General features: G+C 71.4%; 19 protein-coding genes. 12 read left to right on the top strand and 7 right to left on the bottom strand.

The window, feature by feature from the left end; translation table 11 throughout:
- The first annotated feature begins 16 nt into the window (after positions 1-16).
- On the top strand, positions 17-403 hold the full coding sequence (locus ACFXMF_RS16855) for a hypothetical protein (RefSeq protein ID WP_360314720.1): 387 nt from the start codon (positions 17-19) through the stop codon (positions 401-403).
- 63 nt (positions 404-466) lie between these two features.
- Here ACFXMF_RS16855 and ACFXMF_RS16850 read toward each other — a convergent pair whose 3' ends face one another.
- Positions 467-1,780 carry an ammonium transporter gene (locus ACFXMF_RS16850; protein ID WP_360314722.1) on the bottom strand — a complete coding sequence of 438 codons (1,314 nt, stop codon included), beginning with the start codon at positions 1,778-1,780 and terminating at the stop codon, positions 467-469.
- Positions 1,781-2,114: 334 nt separating this feature from the next.
- A complete protein-coding gene (locus ACFXMF_RS16845) occupies positions 2,115-3,008 on the bottom strand; it encodes a helix-turn-helix domain-containing protein (RefSeq protein ID WP_360314724.1) in 894 nt (297 codons plus the stop codon).
- A gap of 117 nt (positions 3,009-3,125) precedes the next feature.
- On the opposite strand from ACFXMF_RS16845, the gene ACFXMF_RS16840 reads away from it, so the two are divergent.
- From ACFXMF_RS16840 to ACFXMF_RS16830, 3 genes are all read left to right on the top strand, one after another.
- Positions 3,126-4,238, top strand: a complete 1,113-nt coding sequence (locus ACFXMF_RS16840) for an LLM class flavin-dependent oxidoreductase (RefSeq protein ID WP_360314726.1) — start codon at positions 3,126-3,128, stop codon at positions 4,236-4,238.
- 135 nt (positions 4,239-4,373) lie between these two features.
- A complete protein-coding gene (locus tag ACFXMF_RS16835; protein WP_379990520.1) occupies positions 4,374-6,224 on the top strand; it encodes a TerD family protein in 1,851 nt (616 codons plus the stop codon).
- 102 nt (positions 6,225-6,326) lie between these two features.
- Positions 6,327-6,761 carry an SRPBCC family protein gene (locus ACFXMF_RS16830; protein WP_379990519.1) on the top strand — a complete coding sequence of 145 codons (435 nt, stop codon included), beginning with the start codon at positions 6,327-6,329 and terminating at the stop codon, positions 6,759-6,761.
- Positions 6,762-6,879: 118 nt separating this feature from the next.
- On the opposite strand, the gene ACFXMF_RS16825 is transcribed toward ACFXMF_RS16830, so the two are convergent.
- Positions 6,880-7,599, bottom strand: a complete 720-nt coding sequence (locus ACFXMF_RS16825) for a M50 family metallopeptidase (protein ID WP_360314732.1) — start codon at positions 7,597-7,599, stop codon at positions 6,880-6,882.
- 394 nt (positions 7,600-7,993) lie between these two features.
- The gene (locus tag ACFXMF_RS16820) at positions 7,994-9,130 is read right to left on the bottom strand and encodes an FHA domain-containing protein (protein ID WP_379990518.1); all 1,137 of its coding nucleotides are present in this window, start codon (positions 9,128-9,130) and stop codon (positions 7,994-7,996) included.
- Positions 9,131-9,226: 96 nt separating this feature from the next.
- On the opposite strand from ACFXMF_RS16820, the gene ACFXMF_RS16815 reads away from it, so the two are divergent.
- Positions 9,227-10,012: an ATP-grasp domain-containing protein gene (locus tag ACFXMF_RS16815; RefSeq protein ID WP_379990517.1), complete on the top strand. Its 786-nt coding sequence runs from the start codon at positions 9,227-9,229 to the stop codon at positions 10,010-10,012.
- 13 nt (positions 10,013-10,025) lie between these two features.
- Here the strand turns inward: ACFXMF_RS16815 and ACFXMF_RS16810 are convergent, their stop codons facing one another.
- Positions 10,026-10,511, bottom strand: coding sequence for a hypothetical protein (locus tag ACFXMF_RS16810; protein WP_360314738.1), 486 nt, complete (start codon positions 10,509-10,511; stop codon positions 10,026-10,028).
- 292 nt (positions 10,512-10,803) lie between these two features.
- Here ACFXMF_RS16810 and ACFXMF_RS16805 point away from each other — a divergent pair, with 292 nt between their 5' ends.
- The 7 genes from ACFXMF_RS16805 (at position 10,804) to ACFXMF_RS16775 (ending at position 19,063) form a co-directional block, all read left to right on the top strand.
- Complete coding sequence (locus ACFXMF_RS16805) at positions 10,804-11,709, top strand: helix-turn-helix transcriptional regulator (RefSeq protein WP_360314740.1); 906 nt, start codon at positions 10,804-10,806, stop codon at positions 11,707-11,709.
- A 10-nt stretch (positions 11,710-11,719) separates the two neighbouring features.
- On the top strand, positions 11,720-11,926 hold the full coding sequence (locus ACFXMF_RS16800; protein WP_379990515.1) for a DUF397 domain-containing protein: 207 nt from the start codon (positions 11,720-11,722) through the stop codon (positions 11,924-11,926).
- 216 nt (positions 11,927-12,142) lie between these two features.
- Positions 12,143-14,752: a valine--tRNA ligase gene (gene valS, locus ACFXMF_RS16795; protein ID WP_379992602.1), complete on the top strand. Its 2,610-nt coding sequence runs from the start codon at positions 12,143-12,145 to the stop codon at positions 14,750-14,752.
- A 64-nt stretch (positions 14,753-14,816) separates the two neighbouring features.
- Entirely contained in the window at positions 14,817-15,827 is a 1,011-nt protein-coding gene (locus ACFXMF_RS16790; RefSeq protein ID WP_360314746.1) for a hypothetical protein, read from the top strand.
- 219 nt (positions 15,828-16,046) lie between these two features.
- The gene (locus ACFXMF_RS16785; RefSeq protein ID WP_360314748.1) at positions 16,047-16,976 is read left to right on the top strand and encodes an ABC transporter substrate-binding protein; all 930 of its coding nucleotides are present in this window, start codon (positions 16,047-16,049) and stop codon (positions 16,974-16,976) included.
- Between the two features lie 156 nt (positions 16,977-17,132).
- The gene (locus ACFXMF_RS16780; RefSeq protein WP_360314900.1) at positions 17,133-18,239 is read left to right on the top strand and encodes an iron ABC transporter permease; all 1,107 of its coding nucleotides are present in this window, start codon (positions 17,133-17,135) and stop codon (positions 18,237-18,239) included.
- On the top strand, positions 18,239-19,063 hold the full coding sequence (locus ACFXMF_RS16775; RefSeq protein ID WP_379992033.1) for a heme ABC transporter ATP-binding protein: 825 nt from the start codon (positions 18,239-18,241) through the stop codon (positions 19,061-19,063). Before ACFXMF_RS16780 ends, ACFXMF_RS16775 begins: the two co-directional genes overlap by 1 nt.
- Before the next feature lie 97 nt (positions 19,064-19,160).
- Here the strand turns inward: ACFXMF_RS16775 and ACFXMF_RS16770 are convergent, their stop codons facing one another.
- Both ACFXMF_RS16770 and ACFXMF_RS16765 read right to left on the bottom strand, forming a co-directional pair.
- On the bottom strand, positions 19,161-20,081 hold the full coding sequence (locus ACFXMF_RS16770; RefSeq protein ID WP_360314752.1) for an alpha/beta hydrolase: 921 nt from the start codon (positions 20,079-20,081) through the stop codon (positions 19,161-19,163).
- A gap of 92 nt (positions 20,082-20,173) precedes the next feature.
- Positions 20,174-21,352, bottom strand: coding sequence for an FAD-dependent monooxygenase (locus ACFXMF_RS16765; RefSeq protein WP_360314754.1), 1,179 nt, complete (start codon positions 21,350-21,352; stop codon positions 20,174-20,176).
- Positions 21,353-21,355 lie beyond the last annotated feature (3 nt).

Here is a 21,355-nt window from a genome sequence, read left to right as displayed (position 1 = left end):
CGGGCAGACTGGGCCGATGACGAAGAAGCGGTCCGGCGTCGACGCCCACGGTTCGATCCTGTCCTGGCGTTCGCACAACTCGGTGTTGTCGATCGCCTCCGAGGGTTCGGTGCTCTCGATCGGCTCGGTCGGCTCGGTGTTGTCGATCGGTTCGGTCGGCTCCGCCCTGTCCGCCGGGTCGATCGGTTCGACCCTGTCGGCCGCCTCGATCGGCTCCTACCTGGGCGTGGCCTCGGCGTTCTCGGCCCAGTCGGTCTGGTCCGCCTTCTCGTTCCAGTCCAGCGGCGCGATCTTCGACCACCACAACACCCGAAAACTCGCCCGCCGAGCAGCCCTGCCCACCGCCGCCGCCCTGGCCACCCTCGCCACGGCGGCCCTCCTCACCCGCCGACCCCTCCGCTGAACCGGCGACCCGCCCTCGGCCGACCCGCCCGATTCGCCGGCCCGTGATCCCCGGCCGGCGAGGTCAGCCCAGGTCCAGGTCGTTTGCCGGCTTCGAGGTGGGGCGGGGGGTGGGGGTGCGCTTGGTGCCGGCGAAGGCGGTGAGGTCGTAGGCCGTTTCGGCGTGTACGGCCAGGTCCAGGCCGACCTGCTCGTGGTCGGCGTGGGCGCGGAAGCCGATGGTGCGGTCGATCACCTTGGCGATCGTGTACGTGACGCCGAAGGAGAACGCGGTCACCACCACGATCGCCACCACCTGCTTGCCCAGCAGCGCGAGGCCGCCACCGTGCAGCAGGCCCGCCGGCCCGCCGGTGACGTCGGCGGCGGCGAACAGGCCGATCAGCAACGTACCGACCACCCCGCCGACGTAGTGCACGCCGACCACGTCGAGCGAGTCGTCGTAGCCGAAGCGGTGCTTCCAACCCACCGCGAAGCTGCACAGCACCCCCGCGACCAGGCCGATCGCCATCGCGCCGGGCAGATCCACCACGCCACAGGCGGGGGTGATCGCGACCAGGCCCGCGACCGCGCCGGAGGCCGCCCCGAGCGTGGTGGCGTGCCCGTCCCGGCGCTTCTCCACCGCCAGCCAGCCGAGCAGCGCGGTGCACCCGGCCGCCTGCGTGTTCACCAGCGCCTGAGCGGCCAGGCCGTTCGCGCCCAGCGCCGAGCCGCCGTTGAAGCCGAACCAGCCGAACCACAACAATCCGGCCCCGAGCACCACGAGCGGCAGGTTGTGCGGTCGCATCGGATCACGCTTGAAGCCGATCCGCGGGCCGAGTACCAGGGCCACCGCCATACCCGCCGCGCCGCAGTTGATCTCGACCACCAGGCCGCCCGCGAAGTCGAGTGCGCCGAGCCGGTGCGCGATCCAGCCGTTCGGCCCCCACACCCAGTGCGCCAGCGGCACGTATACGCAGATGACCCAGACCGCGCAGAAGAGCACCCACGCCTTGAACCGGGTGCGGTCGGCGATCGCACCGGAGATCAGCGCCACGGTCAGGATCGCGAAGGTCAACTGGAACGCCATGAACAGCAGCTCGGGCACCGTGCCGTGCAGGTCGGTCGGCTTGGTGCCGGCCATGAACACGTCGCCGAGATCACCGAGCAGCCCGCCGCCCACATCGCCGCCGAAGGCCAGGCTGTAGCCGAAGGCGATCCAGACCACGGTCACCACCGCGATCGCCACGAAGCTCATCATCAGCATGTTGAGCACACTCTTGGCCCGGACCATGCCGCCGTAGAAGATCGCCAGGGCGGGGGTCATCAGCAGCACGAGCGCCGTGGCCACCAGCAACCACGCGGTGTCTCCGGCGTTCGGGGCGTCGGTCGCGACGGTCATGCGGCTCCCTCATGGGCCTGATCGGGTCGGGGACTGTGGTCAGGGTGGGCAGCCCGGGTTTCCTGCCGTATACCTCGGTGTTACGCGCGGGTTAAGGAACCGGCCCCGTGTTACGCGCGGATTGCCCGACGGTGAGCGAGTGCTCACACGGTGAGCGCCCCGACACGCTCACGAAATACACACCCGCGCAGCGCCGATCCGAAACACACCCGCACGGCACCGATCCGAAACACCACGCACGCAAGCAGCGCAGCCGCGGCAGGCATCGCCCACCTCGCGGCACCCATCCGGACCCTGTCTCGGTCCCCGCCCCGCTCCCGCCCCGCCCCCGGCCCTACTCCGGTGCCCGGCCGCCCGACCGTCGGGTGACCAGCCGGGCGACCGCGCCCAACCGCTCGCCGTGGCCCGTCACCCGCCGACCGGTCACCCCCTTGAGGCCGTTCACGGTCAGCGCGACCGCGACCCGACCGGCGGCGTCGAAGACCGGGGCGACCAGGGTCGAGATGTCGTAGACGGTGTCCGGGTCGACCGCGACCAGCTCGTACTCCTCCTCCCCGAGCGCGGCGGCCAACTCGGCCAACCGGTCGCGCAACAGCGTCGCCTCGCACGGGTGTTCGGCCATCCGCTCCAGCGTGTCGCCGATCCGGGTCCGGGTCGGACTGTCCAGGGTGATCGAGTAGCCGCGCTCGCGCACCGCCGCCAGCGTCGGCGGCAGGTGGATCCGGGCCGTACCGCGCACCCGTTCGTCCAGCCGGTCCAGCCACGCGTCCACCTCCGCCGGCGTGGACCAGGCGTGGAAGACCTGGCCCAGCGGTGGCACCATCCGCAACCGCTGCCCCACCCGCACGTCGGCGGAGGCCAGTTGCGGCCGGCCCTCGACGGCCAGGATGACGATCTCGTCGCCCACCGCGACGCTGGCGATCACCTCGGTGTCGAACTCGTCCGCCATCTCCCGCAGTTGGCCGCGAGCCAGGTCCACCGCCGGGTTGCCGCGCAGCGCCGCGTCCCCGAGCGCGACCAGGGCCGGACCCAACTCGTAGGTCTTGCGGCGCGGATGCCGCACCAGATATCCGGCGTCCTCCAGTGCCTGGAGCACCGACAACGCGGACGCGAGATTGATGCCGAGCGCGGCGTGCAGCTCGGACAGCGTGTACGCGCCGCCCGGATGCGCGGCGAAGAAGTTCAGAATCTCGACCGCACGACCGGCGGCCAGGGCGGGACGAACCATGACGGCGACTCTCCGACCCCCGGGCACCTTGTGGCCGGTACCTCGGCGGGTCACACTCGGGACCACGAAATACGGGATTCGAAAACATTTTTCAATATATCGAAAATGGAGTCCGCGATGAAGCTCGACGTGCTCTACGAAGTGGACGTGCCGCGCCCGTGGCACGGTGAACACCCGTACGGCCAACGGCGCGAGGAACAGCGTGCGTATCGCGAGGCGGTCGAGCAGATCCGGCTGGCCGACCGGATGGGCTTCAACACCGTCTGGGCGGTGGAGCACCACTTCCGCGAGGGCCGCTCGCACATGCCGGCCTCCGAGGTCTTCCTCGGTCACCTGGCCGGCATCACCGAGCGGATCCGGATGGGCTTCGGCGTCACGCTGACCCCGTTCGGGTTCACGCCGCCGCAGCGGATCGCGGAGAAGGTCGCGACCGTGGACATCCTGTCCGGCGGCCGGGTCGAGTGGGGGACCGGTCGGTCCACCCCGATGGAGCAGACCGCGTTCGGCGTGGACATCGCCCGCTCGCGGGACGACTGGCGCGAGGCGATCGAGATCGTCACCGGCATGTGGCGCGAGGAGTACTTCGAGTACGAGTCGGAGCGCTTCTCCTTCCCGCGCCGGATGGTCACGCCCAAACCGTTCCAGGACCCGCACCCGCCGTGCTGGATGGCCGCCACGTCACAGGGCTCGGCGGAGATCGCCGGCCGCAACGGGTTGGGCATGTTGTCCTTCTCGATCATGCAGCCGCTGGAGACGATGGCTGCCCAGGTGGCCGCCTACCGGGCGGCGGCACAGACCCCGACGCCGCTGACCGAGGTGACCACGAACAAGGTCGCGGCCTACACCCTGGTGCACACGACCGGACGCAAGCAGATCGACCGGCGGGTCTGGGACTCGGTCGCGTGGTGGTACAAGAACCTGGCGATGTTCACCCTCGAATGGGAACTGCCGCACCTCTCCCCGGCCGAACAGGACAAGACCTTCCCGCTCCTGAAGCCGATGTTCGAAGGCACCGTGCCGGTGGAGACCTTCGACGCGGCGGACATGATCGTGATCGGCGACGTGGAGACCTGCATCCGCAAGATGAAGCGCTACGCCGACCTGGGCGTGGACGAGCTGATCTGCTACGTCCAGTGGGGCTTTTTGGAACACCGCGACATCATGCGGACGATCGAAATCCTGGGCAAGGAAGTCATTCCGGAACTGGAGAAGTACCAGCCGAACACCTGACGCCCGACCCGTGTTGCGCGTCCCGTGCCCCGCAGCCCGCGAGGCGCGACGCCAGGATGTGCGATCCGGGCCGGACGATCCCTCGATTCCGGTGCTCACCAAGCGCGTTCGAGCGATGCGTTGTACGGTCCCTGGGTGACAGTCACACCGCTTGCCCACTGGCCCGCCGACTACCCGAGCGACTACGCGGTGGTGGACGTGGAGACCACCGGGCTCCGTAGTTCGGATCGCATCGTCTCGGTCGCCGTGGAGTTGCTCGATCGAGCCGGTACGGTGACCGACCGGTGGTCGACGCTGGTGGACCCGGAACGGGATCCCGGGCCGGTGCACATCCACGGACTGACCCCGGAACGGCTCGCGGGCGCGCCCACGTTCGACCGGATCGCGGACGACTTGGCCGAGTACCTGGACGGGCGGGTGCTGGTCGCGCACAACGCGCCGTTCGACTGGGGGATGTTGACCTCGGAGTACCGCCGGCTGGACACGCCGTGGCCGATGCGCCGACGGTTGTGCACGATGGCGCTGGCGCGACATCTGGAACTGCCGATCGGCGACTACAAGCTGGCCACCCTCGCGGCGCACTACCGGGTCCGCCAACTGCGCGCGCACGACGCGGTGGACGACGCGCGGGTGCTCGGTGAGATCTTCCGGTACGGCCTGCACGAGGCGGCCGGGGCCGGCCTGCCGCTGCCGTTGGCCGTGCCCGACAGCGGCTCCGGGCTGCGGCGCGGGGCGGCGGCGCGCAAGCGGATCCCGGAGCGGGCCGCCGGGCCGAAGGCGCCCTGCCCGTGGACGAATCCGGGCCGGCTCGACCTCGCGGTCGGTCTGGTCCAGGGCATGCGGGTGGCCTTCACCGGCGGCGCGGGCCATGCGCGCGAGCAGTTGGAGCGACAGGCGGCCGAGGCCGGTCTGTACGTGGCGACTTCGGTCAGCGGCAAGACCTCCGTCCTGGTGACCGAGGACCCGGGCAGCGGCAGCGGCAAGAACCGTACGGCCGCGCGCCTGGGCACGCCGGTGATCGACGAGGCCACCTACCTGCGGCTGTTGGCCCGGGTGCACCCGGGCACCCCGATCGCCGGATCCGCCCCGGTGCGAGTCCCGGCCCCACGCCCGGAGCCGGAACCCGAGCCGGAACCCGCACCCGCCTCGGGGGTGGCCGACACCCCGTCGCCGCCGTCCACCCGCCCGACGGTGCGTCAGGTCCTGGTTCTCCAGGGCCGGGACGAGCACGCCGAGGGCGGCCGGGTGCGCCAACTCGTGAGCGAATCGGGCGCCCGGCTCCGGATCAACCTCACCTCGACCGTGGACACCGTGCTGGTGTTGCCCGGCGCGGCGAGCGATCCCCGGATCGCCCGGGCCCAGGCGTTCGGCGCGGTCTGCCTGACCGAAGCCCAGTGGCGGGCGGCACCGACCGAGGCGCCGACCCCCGCCCCCGCCTCCTCCGGCCCCGGTGCGAGCGCGAGCAACCTTCCGCGCGGCGGCGCGGTGCAACTGCCCGGCGACGCCCGGCCCGGCCGGTGGATCCTGAACGCCTCGTGGGCGTGGGATCGCCCCGACGAGGACATCGACATCGTGGCGTTCCTGCTGGACGAGCACGAACGAGTACGCGGCGATTCCGATTTCGTGTTCTGGAACCAGCCGGTCGCCCCGCTGGACGTGGTCGCACTGGACGCGTCCGGCCCCGCCGAGCAGACCGTCACCCTCGAACTGGATGCGCTGCCACGTGACGTACATCGCGTCGTGGTCGCGGCTTCGGTCGACGGGACGAGCACGTTCGCGGCGGTCGGGCCGATCGAGATCGACGTGGCGCCGTTCCAGGCCACCTCGTTCCGCCGCTCGGTGCTCGACGCCGCCACGGTCGAACGGGTGTTGCTGCTCGGCACGTTCTACCGCCACGGTGTCGGGTGGAAGTTCCGTACGGAGGGTCAGGGCTACGAGTTCGACCTGGCCGGGTTGGCCGGCTCGTTCGGCGTGGAGATCGCCTGAGACCCCGTGCCGACCGGCGGGTAACCGGAGCACGATTCGGTGCCCGGGCGGTGGAGTGGTTTGCTTGACCCGGCCGACAGCAATCGAGGGCAAGGAGTGGTCATGGCGCAGGTCAGGGCAACCGCACACACGACTGTGGCGGCGGAACCGGAGGCGGTTTTCGCGGCCGTCGCGGATTACGCGGACGTGCGGCCCAAGCTGCTCACCGAGCACTTCTCGGAGTATGACGTGCGCGAGGGCGGCAAGGGTGCCGGCACGGTGGCGCACTGGCGCCTGCAGGCCACGAGCAAGCGCTCGCGCGACTGCCTGGTGACGGTCACCGAGCCGGCCGCCCTGACGCTGGTGGAGACCGACGCCAACTCGTCGATGGTCACCACCTGGACCGTGTCGGCGGACGGCGCGGGCAGCCGGGTCGAGATCGTCACGGTGTGGAACGGGGCCGGCGGCATCGGGGGCTTCTTCGAGAAGACCTTCGCGCCGGCCGGGCTCAAGCGGATCTACGACGGCGTGCTCGCGAAGCTCCCCGACGCACTCTGAGCAGACGCAGGCCGGCCCCGCCTCCAGGCGGAGCCGGCCTGCGTCGGGCCGGGACGTGCGTTCGATCCGCCGGCGGGTTCGTGGAACCCGGCGGGGGATCGGGGACCGGTCCCGACGGTCAGGTGAGCAGCGAGCCCGCGCCGAGGCCCAGGGCCGCGGCCGAGACCAGCCCGAAGAAGCCGACCCACACCGCCCCGGGGATCCGGGTCAGGTCGGCGAGCTGGTCCGCGTCCGACCAGGGGGCCCGCCCGCGGCTGCGCATCTGCTGGAGTTCGAGCACCGGCCGTACCCCGGCCACGAGCAGGAACCACACCAACAGGTAGGCGAACGCCGCCTGGATCCGCGCACTGGCCAGCCAGGAGATCGCGAAGATCACCCCGCCGGTCACCAGCAGCACCAGGGCGCCGAACCAGTTGCGTATCGCGATGAACATCAGCGCGAGCAACACCAGCGCCACCCACAACACCATGGTGATGTGCGCCCCCGCGAGCAGCGCCGCGCCACCCGCGCCCAACAGGGACGGCGTGATGTAGCCGGCCATCGCGGTGAGCACCATCCCCAGGCCGCGCGGCCTGCCCACGGACACGGTCACGCCCGAGGTATCCGAGTGCAGCCGGATCCCGGACAATCGACGCCCGCTGAGCAGCGCGACCATCGCGTGACCACCCTCGTGCGCGATCGTCACCACCGACCGCAACGGCCGCCAGGTCGGGCGATACAACACCACCACGACCGCGACCGCCCCGGTCACGAGCGCGAGCCAACTCGGCGGATCCGGTTGGGTCCCGATCACCCGGTCCCACAGATCCTGCAACGACACCGTGTCGACGCTGCTCACGCCACCCCTCTCGTCCGACTTCCGTCCCCGACCCCCGCCGCGAACGCTACCGCCCGCCCCGCCCCGTCCACCCCCACCCCAACCCCCCTGTAACGCGACTGTCGCCAACCCGAACCCCCACCAACACCCCACGCCTCCCCGCGCCCACGGCGGGGGCCGGCCGGGTGCGGTCTGCTGCGCTGAGCTCGCGGGGTGGGCCGGCCGGGTTCGTTGCGCTGACGGGGTGGGTGGGTCGCTGCGTTGTGCTCGCGGGGTGGGTCGGCTGGTTTGTTGCGGTTGCGAAGTGGGTCGGCCGGCTTGCTGCGCTCGCGGGGTGGGTGCGGTGCGGCGCGCTCGCGGGGTCGTTGCGCTTGGGGACTGTGTGGCTTCGTTTGTCGGTCTTGCTTCGGTTTCCTTACCTCGGTGGTTCGTTTGTTGGGTCGAGGTGGTGTTGTGGGAGCTCGACGCGTACCCCGCCGCCCAGGACGAGTCGGTCGTGGGGGGCGAGGAGTTCCTCCGTGTCCGCGTCGAGTGGGCGGCCGGGTTCGTGGGTCGAGCCGTTCCATCGCTCGATTTCCGTGCCGTTGGAGGAGCCCAGGTCGACGGCGAACACGTGCTCGCCGGCCCGCCCCTCCGCGAAGCGCAACAGCACGTGTTGGCGGCTCACATACCGCACCGCCTCGCCGAAGCGGTCCTGTCGGCTGCCCAGGTCGTAGCCGTTCGCGATCCGGCCCCGGCCGAGTACGAGGTTGCTGCCCAATTCCAGCGGGAGGCGCTCGATCGGCTCGCCGGTGGCGTGGTCGGCCAGCTCGACCTGCCGGGTCGGCCGCCGGGGCCCCAGCGCTCGGAGCGGGCTCGCGCACTCCGGGCAGACCGCCCCCGCGCGGGCATCCACGCGGGGCCAGACCGGGAGCCGGCCCGTCCACATGCGCGCGTACACACACAGCGGCTCCTCGCATCGCCACCGGGTGTTCGCGATCCCCGGGTGTTCGCCAGGGTCGAAGTGTTCGTCCCGAAGCCCCGCGAACTCCCCGCCGGCCGTGACCTCGTCGCCACCCGCGACCTCTCGGCCCCGGAACCCCGTGGCCTCCCCGCCCCGATGCCCCGCGCCCGCCCCGTCCTCGGAATCCCCCCGCCCCCGCTCCCGTTCCGCCCCGATTCCGCGCAGCACGAACCGCACTCCCCGGGCGTCCTGGTGCCAGTGATGGAACCGCTCCGGGTGTGCCGGGATCCACGGATGCCGGCGTCGGAAATCGAGGAAGAAGTCGCCGCTGAGCACGTGCAGTCGGTCGGCCTCGGCGCGTTCGAGGACGAGCGTGTCGGCGACCGGGCGCAGGGTCACCTCGCCGTCGGCCACGCGCCGCCGCAGGTCGCGTCGATCGGTCGCATCCAGCGCGTGCAACAACGCCTTGTCCGCGACGAGTTCGATCCGGACGTCGGCGCCGTGCCGAGCCCGCCAAGCGTCCACGGCGGCGTCCAGACGGGCCAGAAACGGCCCCTTCTCGCCGATCGGATACAGCTCTTCGGAGTGACACACATTGGCCACATCCACGATCGCGTCCCACACATCGTCCCCCTGATCGAGCCTCGCCCAATTCCTATCCGAAACCCGGTCGCCCCGCTCGGCTACACGCCCTAACGTGCCACCGTGATCCAGACCCTGGCCCTGTCCGCCCAAACCACCCCGACCGCCGACCTGTTGGCCCGGGCCGCCGTCGCGCGCGGAATGTCCGTCGCGGTGCTCACCGGCCCGCGTCCCGACCTGCGCGGATCCGCGGCCTACTACGGCGGCCCCCGATTCGCCGACACGGTGGTCGATTCGCTGGACGTGGCCCTGCTGGAGCCGGCCGACCACTGGCTGAGCACGCTGCCCGAGCGCTGGACGCGGCGGGAGATCACGGCGACGACCATGGACGAGGCGCGCCGGTTGCGAACGCCGGTCTTCGTCAAGCCGCCGAGCGACAAGTCGTTCGAGGCGGCCGTGTACGCCGACGGCACCCGGCTGCCGCGGACCGTGCCCGGCCGGACGCCGGTCCTTCTCAGCGAGATCCGGACATTCGTCGTCGAGTACCGGTTGTTCGTACTGGACGGCGTCGTGCACACCGGTTCGCGCTACGCGACCTTCGGCCAACTCGACCCGCTGCCGCTCACCGAGGATCCTCGGTCCGGCGAACTACTCTCCTTCGCGGCCGAGTTGCTCGCCCACCCGGACGCCGACCTGCCCGGCGCGGTGGTCGTGGACGTCGGCCTGGCCGGTACCGCCGATTCCGCCGAGGAGCACTGGGTCGTGGTCGAGGCCAACATGGCCTGGTTCAGCAACAGCTACGCCGCCGACCCCACCCGTTGCCTGGACACCGTCCTGGCCGCAGCCGGCCCGCGAACCGCCCTGCCCACCATCGATCGACGCTTCGTCCGCCCTGGATCCCAGCCGTGACCGGCGTCGCGCGTCACGGGGTGGGCCCGGGTCTGGAGCGGGGGTCGGGTCCGGCGGCCTCGGCGGCCAGGTAGACGGCGGCCAGGCTGGTGACGCAGGTCAGGTTGGTGCCCAGGCCCGGGGGGACGATCCAGGTCATCGACGAGCCGGGGTAGGGGCGCGGGCCGGGCAGGGTGAGGCAGCCGCCGTGGCCGACGTAGTGGTATCGCGTGCCGTCGGCCGGGCCGACCGCAGCGAGCCACACCTCGGCGCTGCCGGGCCCGACCAGGTAGGCCCACTTGCCCGCGTGCTCCTCGGCGATCACCGCGCCGGTGGGCTCGGCTGCGGCGGTGAGCAGATCCAGTACGACGGCGCCCAGTCGGGCCCGCATCACGACCGCGTCGAACAGCCGGCCGGTGTCCGCCGCGCGGCGTGCGCCGGGGTTGGTCAGCCAGGTGTACCGCGTGTCGCGCGGATCGCGGGTGGCGGCGCTGATCCACGCGATGCCTGCCTGGTTCACGCCGGCATCTTGCTCCTGCAGCACGTTCCCTCGCCTCCCAATGGTCGGGAAAAGGCGCGACCGGTCACTCGCGGATCGCCTGCCGAGTGGTCGAGGAGTCGCTGTAAGTAGCGTCCTCGGTGAGCGCAATAAGTGCAAGTCAAACAACTCACTCGACTTGCAGCGTGTCGGACATGAGTACCATGACGGCGCACACGGACGACCCCTCGGAAATCTGCGTGTGTCGGGGGTCTTCAGGTTGTTCGAGCTTGGTTTCCGGACCTCGTTCGGGCTTGCCGGATCGGGAGGACCCATGGGCGCCGAGCAATACCCCACAGTGCGCAGACGTGTTCTGGGCGCCAACCTGCGCCGCCTGCGCGAGGACAGGTCGCTGCTGCTCGAGGACGCCGCCGACGCCCTCTCCTGCCATCCCGCGAAGGTCAGCCGGATCGAGTCCGGCCGCAGCGGGATCCGCGCACTCGATCTGAAGGCGCTGCTCGACCTGTACGAGGTACGCGATTCGGCCGCGCGCGAGGGCTGGCTGGCGCTGGCCCGCGAGGGTCGTCGACAACGCTGGTGGCGCGACCTCGCCGATCGACTGCCGCAGGACTTCCTGGACTTGATCGGCTTGGAGGCCGAGGTGGCGTCCTGCCTGGGGTTCCAGCCGAGCATCATTCCCGGACTGTTCCAGACCGAGGAGTACGCCACGGCGGTGATCCGCGGCGGCACCGTGGGTCCGGTCGACGAACAATGCCGCACCCGGGTCCGGGTACGGCTGGATCGACAACGTGTGCTCACCCGCGAGGAACCGGCGCCGCTGGAGGTGCTGATGGTGATCGGCGAGGCCGCGCTGCGCCAGGAAGTGGGCGGACGACGGGTTCTGCGCGAGCAACTCGTTCACTTGATCGAAATTGCGCGACTGTCGAACGTGACCGTGCAAGTACTACCCTTTTCGGCAGGCGCCTATCCGGGCGGCCCCACGCCGTTCTCGATCTACGGATTCCCTCCCCCGTCGGGGATGGAAGTGGTTTCGCTGGAGAACATCACCAGCCACGCGTACCTGGAAAGAGCCCAGGACACCGCTCACTACGGCAAGGTCTTCGCCGACTTGCGGGGCATCGCCCTCAGCCCCGTCGAGTCCGAAGCCTTCATCGCGGCCAGTGCCCAGCACCTCGCAGACCGAGTCACTCGCGACCGGAGCGACTCGCCGACTGAGTAGGAAGAACGCCATGTCCGACAACGCCATGTCCGCGAACACCGCGCCCCGTTGGGCCAAAAGCTCCTACAGCATGCAGAACGGGGACTGCACCGAGATTCGCCCGCACCCGGACGGCACCGTCGACGTCCGGGACAGCAAGGACCCGGCCGTGGGCATGCTGACCCTCGCCCACACCCCCTGGACCACCTTCGTCGGCGCCCTGCGCACCAACCCCTGACCGACGCCACCCGACCGACCACCCCCGACCGACCACCCCTGACCGAGGCCGGCGGGCCGCCCCACCCCCCGAAGGGCGGCCCGCCGACCCACCGCACCGCACCCCCGACGCCGCGATCCGCCACGCCACGCCCGCGCCGCGCCGGAATCGGGTCGAGTCCAGCCCCGGCTCCCGGTACGCTCCGGGGGCATGGTCGCCCCCTCCGGATCCCCCCGCATGCCCGACAAGCCCACGCTCGACGGGCTGGAAGCGAAATGGTCGCGCGTCTGGGAAGAGACGGGCGTATACCGCTTCGACCGGAGCCGGACCCGCGCGGAGATCTACTCGATCGACACCCCGCCGCCCACGGTCAGCGGATCGTTGCACGTGGGACACGTGTTCTCGTACACCCACACCGACGCCGTCGCCCGCTACCGGCGGATGTGCGGACGCGAGGTCTTCTATCCGATGGGGTGGGACGACAACGGCCTGCCCACCGAGCGCCGGGTGCAGAACCACTTCGGCGTGCGCTGCGACCCCGCGCTGCCCTACGACGCCGACTTCGTGCCGCCCGAGCAGCCGGACGGGAAGTCGGACGACAAGCCGGACAAGAAGTCTGCCGGCCGGCAAATCCCCGTTTCCCGCCGGAACTTCATCGAACTCTGCGAGCAACTGACCCACGAGGACGAGAAGGCGTTCGAGGAACTGTGGCGGCTGCTCGGCTTGTCCGTCGACTGGACGATGACCTACCAGACCATCGACACGGCTTCGCGCACCGCCTCCCAGCGGGCCTTCCTGCGCAACCTGGAGCGCGGCGAGGCTTATCCGGCCGAGGCGCCCACGCTGTGGGACGTCACCTTCCGCACCGCGGTCGCCCAGGCCGAGTTGGAGGACCGGGAGCGTCCCGGTGCCTTCCACCGACTGGTGTTTCGCGGGCCGACCGGCGACGCGCTGGAAATCGCCACCACCCGGCCGGAGTTGTTGCCCGCGTGCGTCGCACTGGTCGCGCATCCCGACGACACGCGCTACGCCCACCTGTTCGGGAGCAGCGTGCGCACCCCCCTGTTCCGGGTGCCGGTGCCGGTCTACGCGCATCCGCTGGCCGACCCGGAGAAGGGTTCCGGGATCGCCATGGTGTGCACGTTCGGCGATACCACCGATGTCACCTGGTGGCGTGAACTACGTCTGAACACACGGGCCGTGCTCGGTCGGGACGGCCGCTTCCGGAGCGATCCACCGGCCGGGCTCGACACCCCCGAGGCGGTCCGCGCGTACGCCCGGCTGGCCGGCGCGACCGTGTTCACCGCGCGCGAGCGGATCGTGGCGATGTTGCGCGAGAGCGGCGAACTGGTCGGCGAACCGAAACCGATCACGCACGCGGTCAAGTTCTACGAGAAGGGCGACAAGCCGCTCGAAATCGTCACCACCCGGCAGTGGTACCTGCGCAACGGCGGGCGTGACGCGGACCTGCGCGACCGACTGCTGGCCCGAGGCGCCGAGTTGACCTGGCACCCCGCGCACATGAAGGTCCGCTACGACACCTGGGTCGAGGGCCTCAACGGCGACTGGCTGATCAGCCGGCAGCGCTTCTTCGGCGTCCCGGTGCCGCTGTGGTATCCGTTGGACGAGACCGGATCACCGCGCCACGACATGCCGTTGCGGCCGGCCGAGGCGGATCTGCCGATCGACCCGTACACCGACGTGCCGCCCGGCTACCGGGCGGAACAGCGGGGCGAGCCGGGCGGGTTCGTCGGCGACGCGGACGTGATGGACACGTGGGCGACGTCCTCGCTCACGCCGCAGATCGCGGGCGGTTGGGGGCGCGACGAGGATCTGTTCGCCCGGGTCTTCCCGATGGACCTGCGCCCACAGGCGCACGAGATCATCCGTACCTGGTTGTTCTCCGCCGTGGTGCGGGCGGATGCGGAGAACCACAGCCTGCCGTTCGCACACGCGGCGATCTCCGGTTGGATCCTGGACCCGGACCGCAAGAAGATGTCCAAGTCCAAGGGCAACGTGGTCACTCCGGTCGACCTGCTCGCGCAACACGGCTCGGACGCGGTGCGCTACTGGGCGGCGAGCGGCCGGCCCGGGGTGGACACCGCGTTCGACGTCGGCCAGATGAAGGTCGGCCGGCGGCTCGCGATCAAGCTGCTCAACGTCGGCCGGTTCGTGCTCTCGATCGGCGCGGCCCAGGCACCCGATGCCGCCCACGCACCCGATGCGGCCGGGGCACCCGACCCGACCGAAGCCCCCGCCGCGGTGTGCGAACCGCTCGACCTGGCCCTGCTCGCCGAGTTGGCGGAGGTGGCCCGCGCGGCGACCGAGGCGTTCGAAGACTACGACTACGCCCGGGCGTTGGCGCGCACCGAGCGGTTCTTCTGGTACTTCTGCGACGACTACGTCGAGTTGGTCAAGGCCCGTGCGTACGGCGAGGCCGGTTCGGCGGCGGGTGCCGAGTCGGCTCGGGCCACACTCGCGAGTGCGCTGTCCGTACTGCTGCGACTGCTCGCGCCGGTGTTGCCGTTCGCGACCGAGGAGGTGTGGTCGTGGTGGCAGCCCGGCTCGGTGCATCGGGCGGGTTGGCCCGCGCCGCAACCACCGGCGGCCGACCGGGCGTTGCCGGGCATCGCGTCCGAACTGATCGCCGGCGTGCGCAAGGCCAAGTCCGCCGCGCAGGTCTCGATGCGTGCCGAGGTGGCGGTGCTCACGGTCACCGGCGACCCGGCCGACCTGGCCCGGGTGGCCCTGATCGAGACGGACCTGCGCGCGGCCGGACACATCGCCCGTATCGATCCGGTGCCGGCGGAGGGCCCGCTCATGGTGGAGGTCGGCCTCCGGGGATGATCACCGACCGGGTTCGACGGCCATAATCATTGACTCGGCCAAGCACCCGTAGTACCCGTTGGCCATGACCACCGAGCACGCCGAGCCGCACGCCGAGCAGGCTGCCGCAGATCCGGCCGAGCAGCACACCGCGGACCACATCGAGCACCACCCCGACGACCGGTTCCACCCCCCGACCAGCGACGACCCGTACTGGTCGGAGACCTCCTGGTTCACCTTCACGGTGCCGCACAAGCGGCTGTCCGGACAGCTCTATCCGTTCTTCCGGGCGAACCAGGGGGTCGCGGCGGGTGGCGCGTACTTCTGGGACGACAGTGGGCAACACCCGCACGAGGCGGTCTACGCCAAGAACTTCTGGCACCTGCCGATCCCGGACCAGGACCTGACCGACCTGCGCATGCCGAACGGGTTCCGGGTGCGCTGCGTGCGGCCGCAGGCGGTGTACGAGATCGGCTACGACGATCCGGACGGCGGCGACGAGATCCACGTCGACCTGACCTTCACCGGGGTGCTGCCGCCGCACTACCTCGGGGACAAGCACGTGGACCAGCCCGGGCGGTACACCGGCACGGTGGTGCTGCGCGGCGAGGAGATCGCGGTCGACTCGTACGGCTTCCGGGACCGTTCGTGGGGGCCGCGTTCGCAGTTCGGTCCGGGCCTGATGCAGTCGCCCGCCAAGCGCGGCGGCTACAGCTACGCGACCGCCTCCGCGCGGGACGCCTTCCACAGCATCACCCTGGATTTCGGCTCGGGCTGCGTGTCCATCCACGGCTACCTGCTCCGCGACGGCACCTGGGCCAAGCTGGCCAAGGGGCGCCGCGAGGTGGTCGAACGCGACGACGCCACCGGCTGGGCGACCCGGATCGTCCTGGACGGCGTCGACGAACTCGGCCGCGAACTGCACGCCGAGGGGCGCATGCACAACCGGCTCGGCTTCTTCCTGAACCCGAATCTGTTCACCGTCAACGGCCTCACCGAGTGGACCTTCGACGGGGTCACCGCGTGGGGCGAGGACCACGAGAACTTCTCCGCCGCCGAGATCCGTCGGCACAGCCGCGCCTGGCGCGAGCGCTGACGCCGGCGATGTCGGTGTCGCGCCTGCTCGTCCGGTGAGCCGGCGAGCACGCCCCACATGTGACGTTGTCCACCCGATCCGGGCTTGAAGTTAGGCAAGCCTCACCTCTAGGTTGCGGAGTAGGACAAGGCAAGGCTTGCCTAATAACGGAAGCCTGCCTTCCGCTCTCTCCACAGCCCGAAAGGCCGCCGGATGCGTCTGCGTCGAACAAGCTTGAAGGTGGCCGCGGCCGTCCTCGCCATCACCGCGTTCGCCACGGCGTGCGGCGACGACGACAAGAAGTCCGACGGCAAGGCCGACCAGGCCCCGGCCGGTTCGGTGCTGCCCGCCACCGTGGACACCACGATGGGCAAGGTCACCGTCAAGGACGCGAGCCGGATCGTGCCGCTCGGCGGCGACATCGCGCAGACCGTGTACGCCCTGGGCCTGGCCCCGAACGTGGTCGGCGTGGACACCTCCGGCGCCGTCCTGCCGGAGAGCAAGGGCAAGCCGACCTTCGGCAACTCGCGCGGCCTCAACCCCGAGGGCATCCTCGCCCAGCGGCCCACCGTCGCCATCGGCAGCGCCTCGGTCGGCCCGCGCACCGCGATCGACCAGCTCAAGGCGGCCGGCGTACCGATCGTGCTGATCCCGGACAGCAGCAAGCCCGAGGACGCGATCACCCGGATCACCACCATCGCCACCGCGCTGGGCGTGCCGGACAAGGGCAAGACGCTGGCCGACCGGACCGCCGGCGAGATCGCCACGGCCAAGGCCAAGGGCGCGCAGGCCACCACCAAGCCGCGCGTGGCGTTCCTCTACATCCGCGGGCAGGCCAACCTGTACCAGATCGGCGGCAAGGGCCTGGGCCCGGACAGCATGATCACCGCGGCCGGCGGCATCGACACCGGCACCGAGCTGGGCGTCGAGATGTCCGCCGCGCTGACCCCCGAGGCGATGGTCTCGGCCAAGCCCGACGTCATCCTGGTCTTCCAGAAGGGCCTGGAGTCGGTCGGCGGCGTCGACGGCGTGCTCAAGCTGCCCGGTGTCGCCCAGACGCCCGCCGGCCAGAACCGCAAGGTCGTCGCGATGGACGACCTCGAACTGGGCGGCGGTGGCCCGACCGCGGGCGTCGCGCTGAACAAGCTCGTCGATCTGCTGCATGGCTAGGGACGGCCGGGCCGCGGCCCGCCGACCGCAAGCGCCGGACGGGCCGTGCCGGCCCGCCCCGCGCTTGCGCACGAACAACGGGAAGGGACGGGGGAGACCGTGGCAACGGTGACGGAGCGTCAAGAACCCGCGGACGAACCGCACTCACTGCCGCCGGTGGTCGAACTCGCGAAAACGACCACCCCGGTTCCCCCCGCGGCCTCGACGACCGCGGCGACCCCGGTCACCGCCGCGCCGCGTCGGCACGGCCGTTGGCTGATGCCGACCCTGTTGTTGCTGCTCCTGGTCACGAGCATCGTCTCGGCCGGCATGGGGGCCTTCGACATCCCCTCCGACCAGGTGCTCTCCTCGGCGCTGCGACATCTGGGCCTGGACGTCGGCCACGTCTCACAGGCCAACGAGGCGGTGTTGTGGAACATCCGCTTCCCGCGCATCGTGCTGGGCATCATGGTCGGCGCGTGCCTGGGCTGCGCCGGGGCCGCGATGCAGGGCGTGTTCGGCAACCCGCTCGCCGAGCCCGGCGTGATCGGCGTGTCCTCCGGCGCGGCCCTGGGCGCGGTCGGCGCGATCGTGCTGGGCGTGTCCACGTTCGGCTCCTGGACGGTGACCGCGTTCGCCTTCGCCGGCGGCCTGCTCACCACGCTGTTCGTCTATCTGCTCTCGCGTGCGGACGGCCGCACCGAGGTGGTCACCCTGGTGCTGACCGGCATCGCGATCAACGCGCTGGCCGGCGCCGCGATCGGGCTGTTCACCTTCGTCGCCGACGACGCCGAACTGCGCAGCATCACCTTCTGGAACCTGGGCAGCGTCGGCGGCGCGAGCTGGAAGATCATCGGCGCGCTCGCGCCGTTCGCGCTCGTCGGCCTGCTGATCCTGCCCCGGTACGCCCGCGCGCTCGACATCATGGCGCTCGGCGAACGCGGCGCCCGACACCTGGGTGTGGACACCGAACGGGTGCGCATCGTGGTGGTCGTGCTCAGTGCCACCCTGGTCGGCGCGGCCGTCGCCGCAGCCGGCGTGATCACCTTCGTCGGCCTGGTCGTTCCGCACATCATCCGGCTGATCGCCGGCCCGCGACACCGGCTGCTGCTGCCCGCGAGCGCCGTGCTCGGCGCGCTGGTCACCGTCGGTGCGGACCTCGCGGCGCGCACCATCGCGATGCCCAAGGAGGTTCCGCTCGGCGTGCTCACCGCGCTGATCGGCGCCCCGTTCTTCCTGTGGCTGCTGCGCAGGACCCGTTCCCGGCAAGGAGGTTGGGCCTGATGAGGCTGCTCGCCCGGAACCGGACCGCGGCGCTCGCGAGCGCGCCCGAAATCGGCAGGATCGGCGTCGAAGCGGAGGATGTCACCTATGGCATCACCGGCCGCAACCTGGTCGACGGCGTCTCGTTGACCGTGCGCCACGGCGAGATCGTCGCGGTGCTCGGTCCCAACGGCGCGGGCAAGTCCACCCTGCTCGGCCTGCTCACCGGCGACCTGACGCCGCATCACGGCACCGTGCGGATCGCCGATCGGGCGTTGGCCGACTACTCGCAGCGCGATCTGGCGCTGCGTCGCGGGGTGTTGCCGCAGAGCGTCACGCTGTCCTTCCCGTTCACCGTGGACGAGGTGGTCCGGATGGGCCGCGCGCCGCACGCGGGGCTGCCGAGCGACGAGTCCGAGGACACGATCGTGGCCCGGTGCCTGGCCGAGACGGACGTGGCGCACCTGGCCGACCGGGTCTACCCGTCGTTGTCCGGCGGCGAGCGGGCCCGGGTCTCGCTGGCCCGGGTGCTCGCGCAGGGCGCGCCCGTACTCTTCCTCGACGAGCCCACCGCCGCCCTGGACCTCAAGCACACCGAGGACGTGCTGCGGCTGGCCCGGGACCGGGCCCGTCGAGGCGACGCGGTGGTGATCGTGCTGCACGACCTCAACCTGGCCGCCGCCTACGCGGACCGGATCGCCCTGCTCGCCCGGGGCCGCCTGGTCGGGTGCGGCCCGCCGGAAGAGGTGTGCACCGCGCCGGTGTTGACCGAGCTGTACGGCCATCCCGTGGACGTGCTGCGTCGGCCGGGCACGGACGAACTGCTGATCCTGCCGTCGCGCTGACGCCGCCGGCGGGGCGCCCCGGGAGGCGGCGCCCGGGGGCGGCGGGCGCCGGGCCTTGATCGGCACCGCCGCAGGTGCGGTGCCCGGCGCGACAGCGCTACGGGTGCAGTGCCTTGTGCAGCGCCGCGAAGGAGCCCGAGGCGCACTCCGCGCAGCGCGGGACCAGGTCCACGAAGCTCATGAAGCCGTGCACCATGTCCTCGAACAGCTCGCACTCCACCGTGCCGCCCGCCGCGCGCAGCCGCTCGGCGAAGTCCGCGCCCTCGTCGCGCAGCGGATCGTGACCGGCCAGGACCACGTGCGCCGGGGCCAGGCCGGACAGGTCCTCGATGGTGCCGATCGCGGCGTACGGGCCCAGTTCGTCGAGTCCGCGTCCGCCGAGATAGTGCGCCATGAACCAGGCGATCGAGGCGGCCGAGAGCAGCGGCGCGTGCGCGTTCTCGATCCGTGACGCGGTGCCCTCGACGCCCGTTGCCGGATACCACAACATCTGCAACGCCGGTTGGGGAAGGCCGTGTTCGCGTGCCAGCAGGCAGGTGGTCGCGGACAGGGTGGCGCCCGCGCTGTCCCCGGCCAGCGCGATCCGGCTCGGATCGACGCCCCATTCGGCGGCGTGGTCGAGCACCCACCGGTAGGCGGCGAGGGCGTCCTCGATCGCGGCCGGGAACGGGTGTTCCGGGGCGAGCCGATAGTCCACCGAGATCACCACACACTCGGCGTGCCGGGCGATCCGCCGGGCCAGCGCGTCGTGGCTGTCCAGGCCGCCGATCACGAATCCGCCGCCGTGGAAGAACACGGTCACCGGCAGATCGGGCTCCGCCGAGGGCCGGTACACCCGCACGGGCCGGTCGTCCTCGGCGCCCGCGATGGTGCGATCCTCGACCCGGGCCAGCTCGGTCATCACCGGCAGCAGCCCGATTCCGGCGTCGATGGTCGCCCGCGCGCCGGCCGCGTCGCCCACGAACAGATCCTCCGGCATGAGACTCAACAACTCCACGAGCTGCGGATCGATCGACACGGTGTTCCCTCTCCGTCACCCACATACCGGCCGGTACGGAATGTACGACGCATGCCTCGTGGGCGGAACCCACACGGCGGCCCTCCCGAGGCTCAGACCGCAGCGTCCGGCGAGCGCCGACCCAGGATCGAGTCCAACGGTCGCAACGCCGCGTCCGGCGCCAAGCGCCCGGCCACCCGCAGGAGTCCGTCCCGGATCGCCACGGCGCCCCGACCCTCCCACTGTGCCATCGCCCCCAGCCGCCGCGACTTGCGCACCACCTCCGAGGTGTGTGCCAGCCGTCGCTTGGTGTACGCGGGCAGCGCGTCGGCCACCTTGCCGGCGGGCACGCCGGTGAGCACGTCGGCGAGTTCGATGGCGTCCTCCAACGCCTGATTGCCGCCCTGACCCAGGTTGGGCGTCATCGCGTGCGCCGCGTCGCCGATCAACACGACCCGCCCCCGGTGGTGCGCGGGCAGCGGCTCGGCCATTTCGTGCACGTCCAGGTGCAGGATCTGCTCGGGCGTCGCCGCCTCGATCAGTTGCCGGGTCGGCGCGTGGAAGTCGCGGTACAGGCGCAGCAGTTCGGCGCGCTCGTCGCCGTGCACGACACCGGCCGGGCGGTTCGCGGTCGCGTACCAGTACACCCGGCCGTCGGCCAGCGGCATCGAGCCGAAGACCAGGCCGCGGCCCCAGGTCTCGCCCGGTACGACCTCGACGTGCGGCACGATCGCACGCCAGGTGGTGAATCCGGCGTAGCGCGGACCGGGGTGCTCGGGGAACAGCGCGCCGCGGATCGGCGAGCGGATCCCGTCGGCGCCGACCACGAGGTCGGCGGTCAGGGTCTCGCCGGTCGTGGTGGTCACCGACGCGCGCCGGTCCGCGCCGCCCGGTCGCACGCCGGCCACCGTCGTGCCGGTGCGCAGCGCGTCGGCCGGCAGGCCCGCGAGCAACACCCGCATCAGCTCGGCCCGCGGCGCCACCACCATCGGCTCGCCGAAGCGCTCGACGAACGCCTCGGCGCTGGTGGGCGCGAGCACCCGCCCGTCCGGCCGACGCAGCGTCGCGGCGCCCCGGATCGCGGCCGAGTCGCGAAGTTGCCTGCCCGCGTCGACGGCGTCCAGCGCGCGCAGTCCGTTGGGGGCGACGGCGATGGCCGCGCCGATCGGCTCCAGGGTGGCGGCGCGTTCCAGGACGAGCACGGACCAGCCCCGGCGGTGCAGGGCGATCGCGGCGGTGAGTCCGCCGGGGCCGGCGCCGACGACGATCGCTTCGGGCTTGGTGACGGACATGGT

This window comes from Embleya sp. NPDC059213, assembly GCF_042754445.1.
Taxonomy (GTDB): Bacteria; Actinomycetota; Actinomycetes; order Streptomycetales; family Streptomycetaceae; genus Embleya.
Note: the sequence above shows the minus strand (reverse complement) of the source record. Positions and strands in the feature narration are given on the sequence as shown.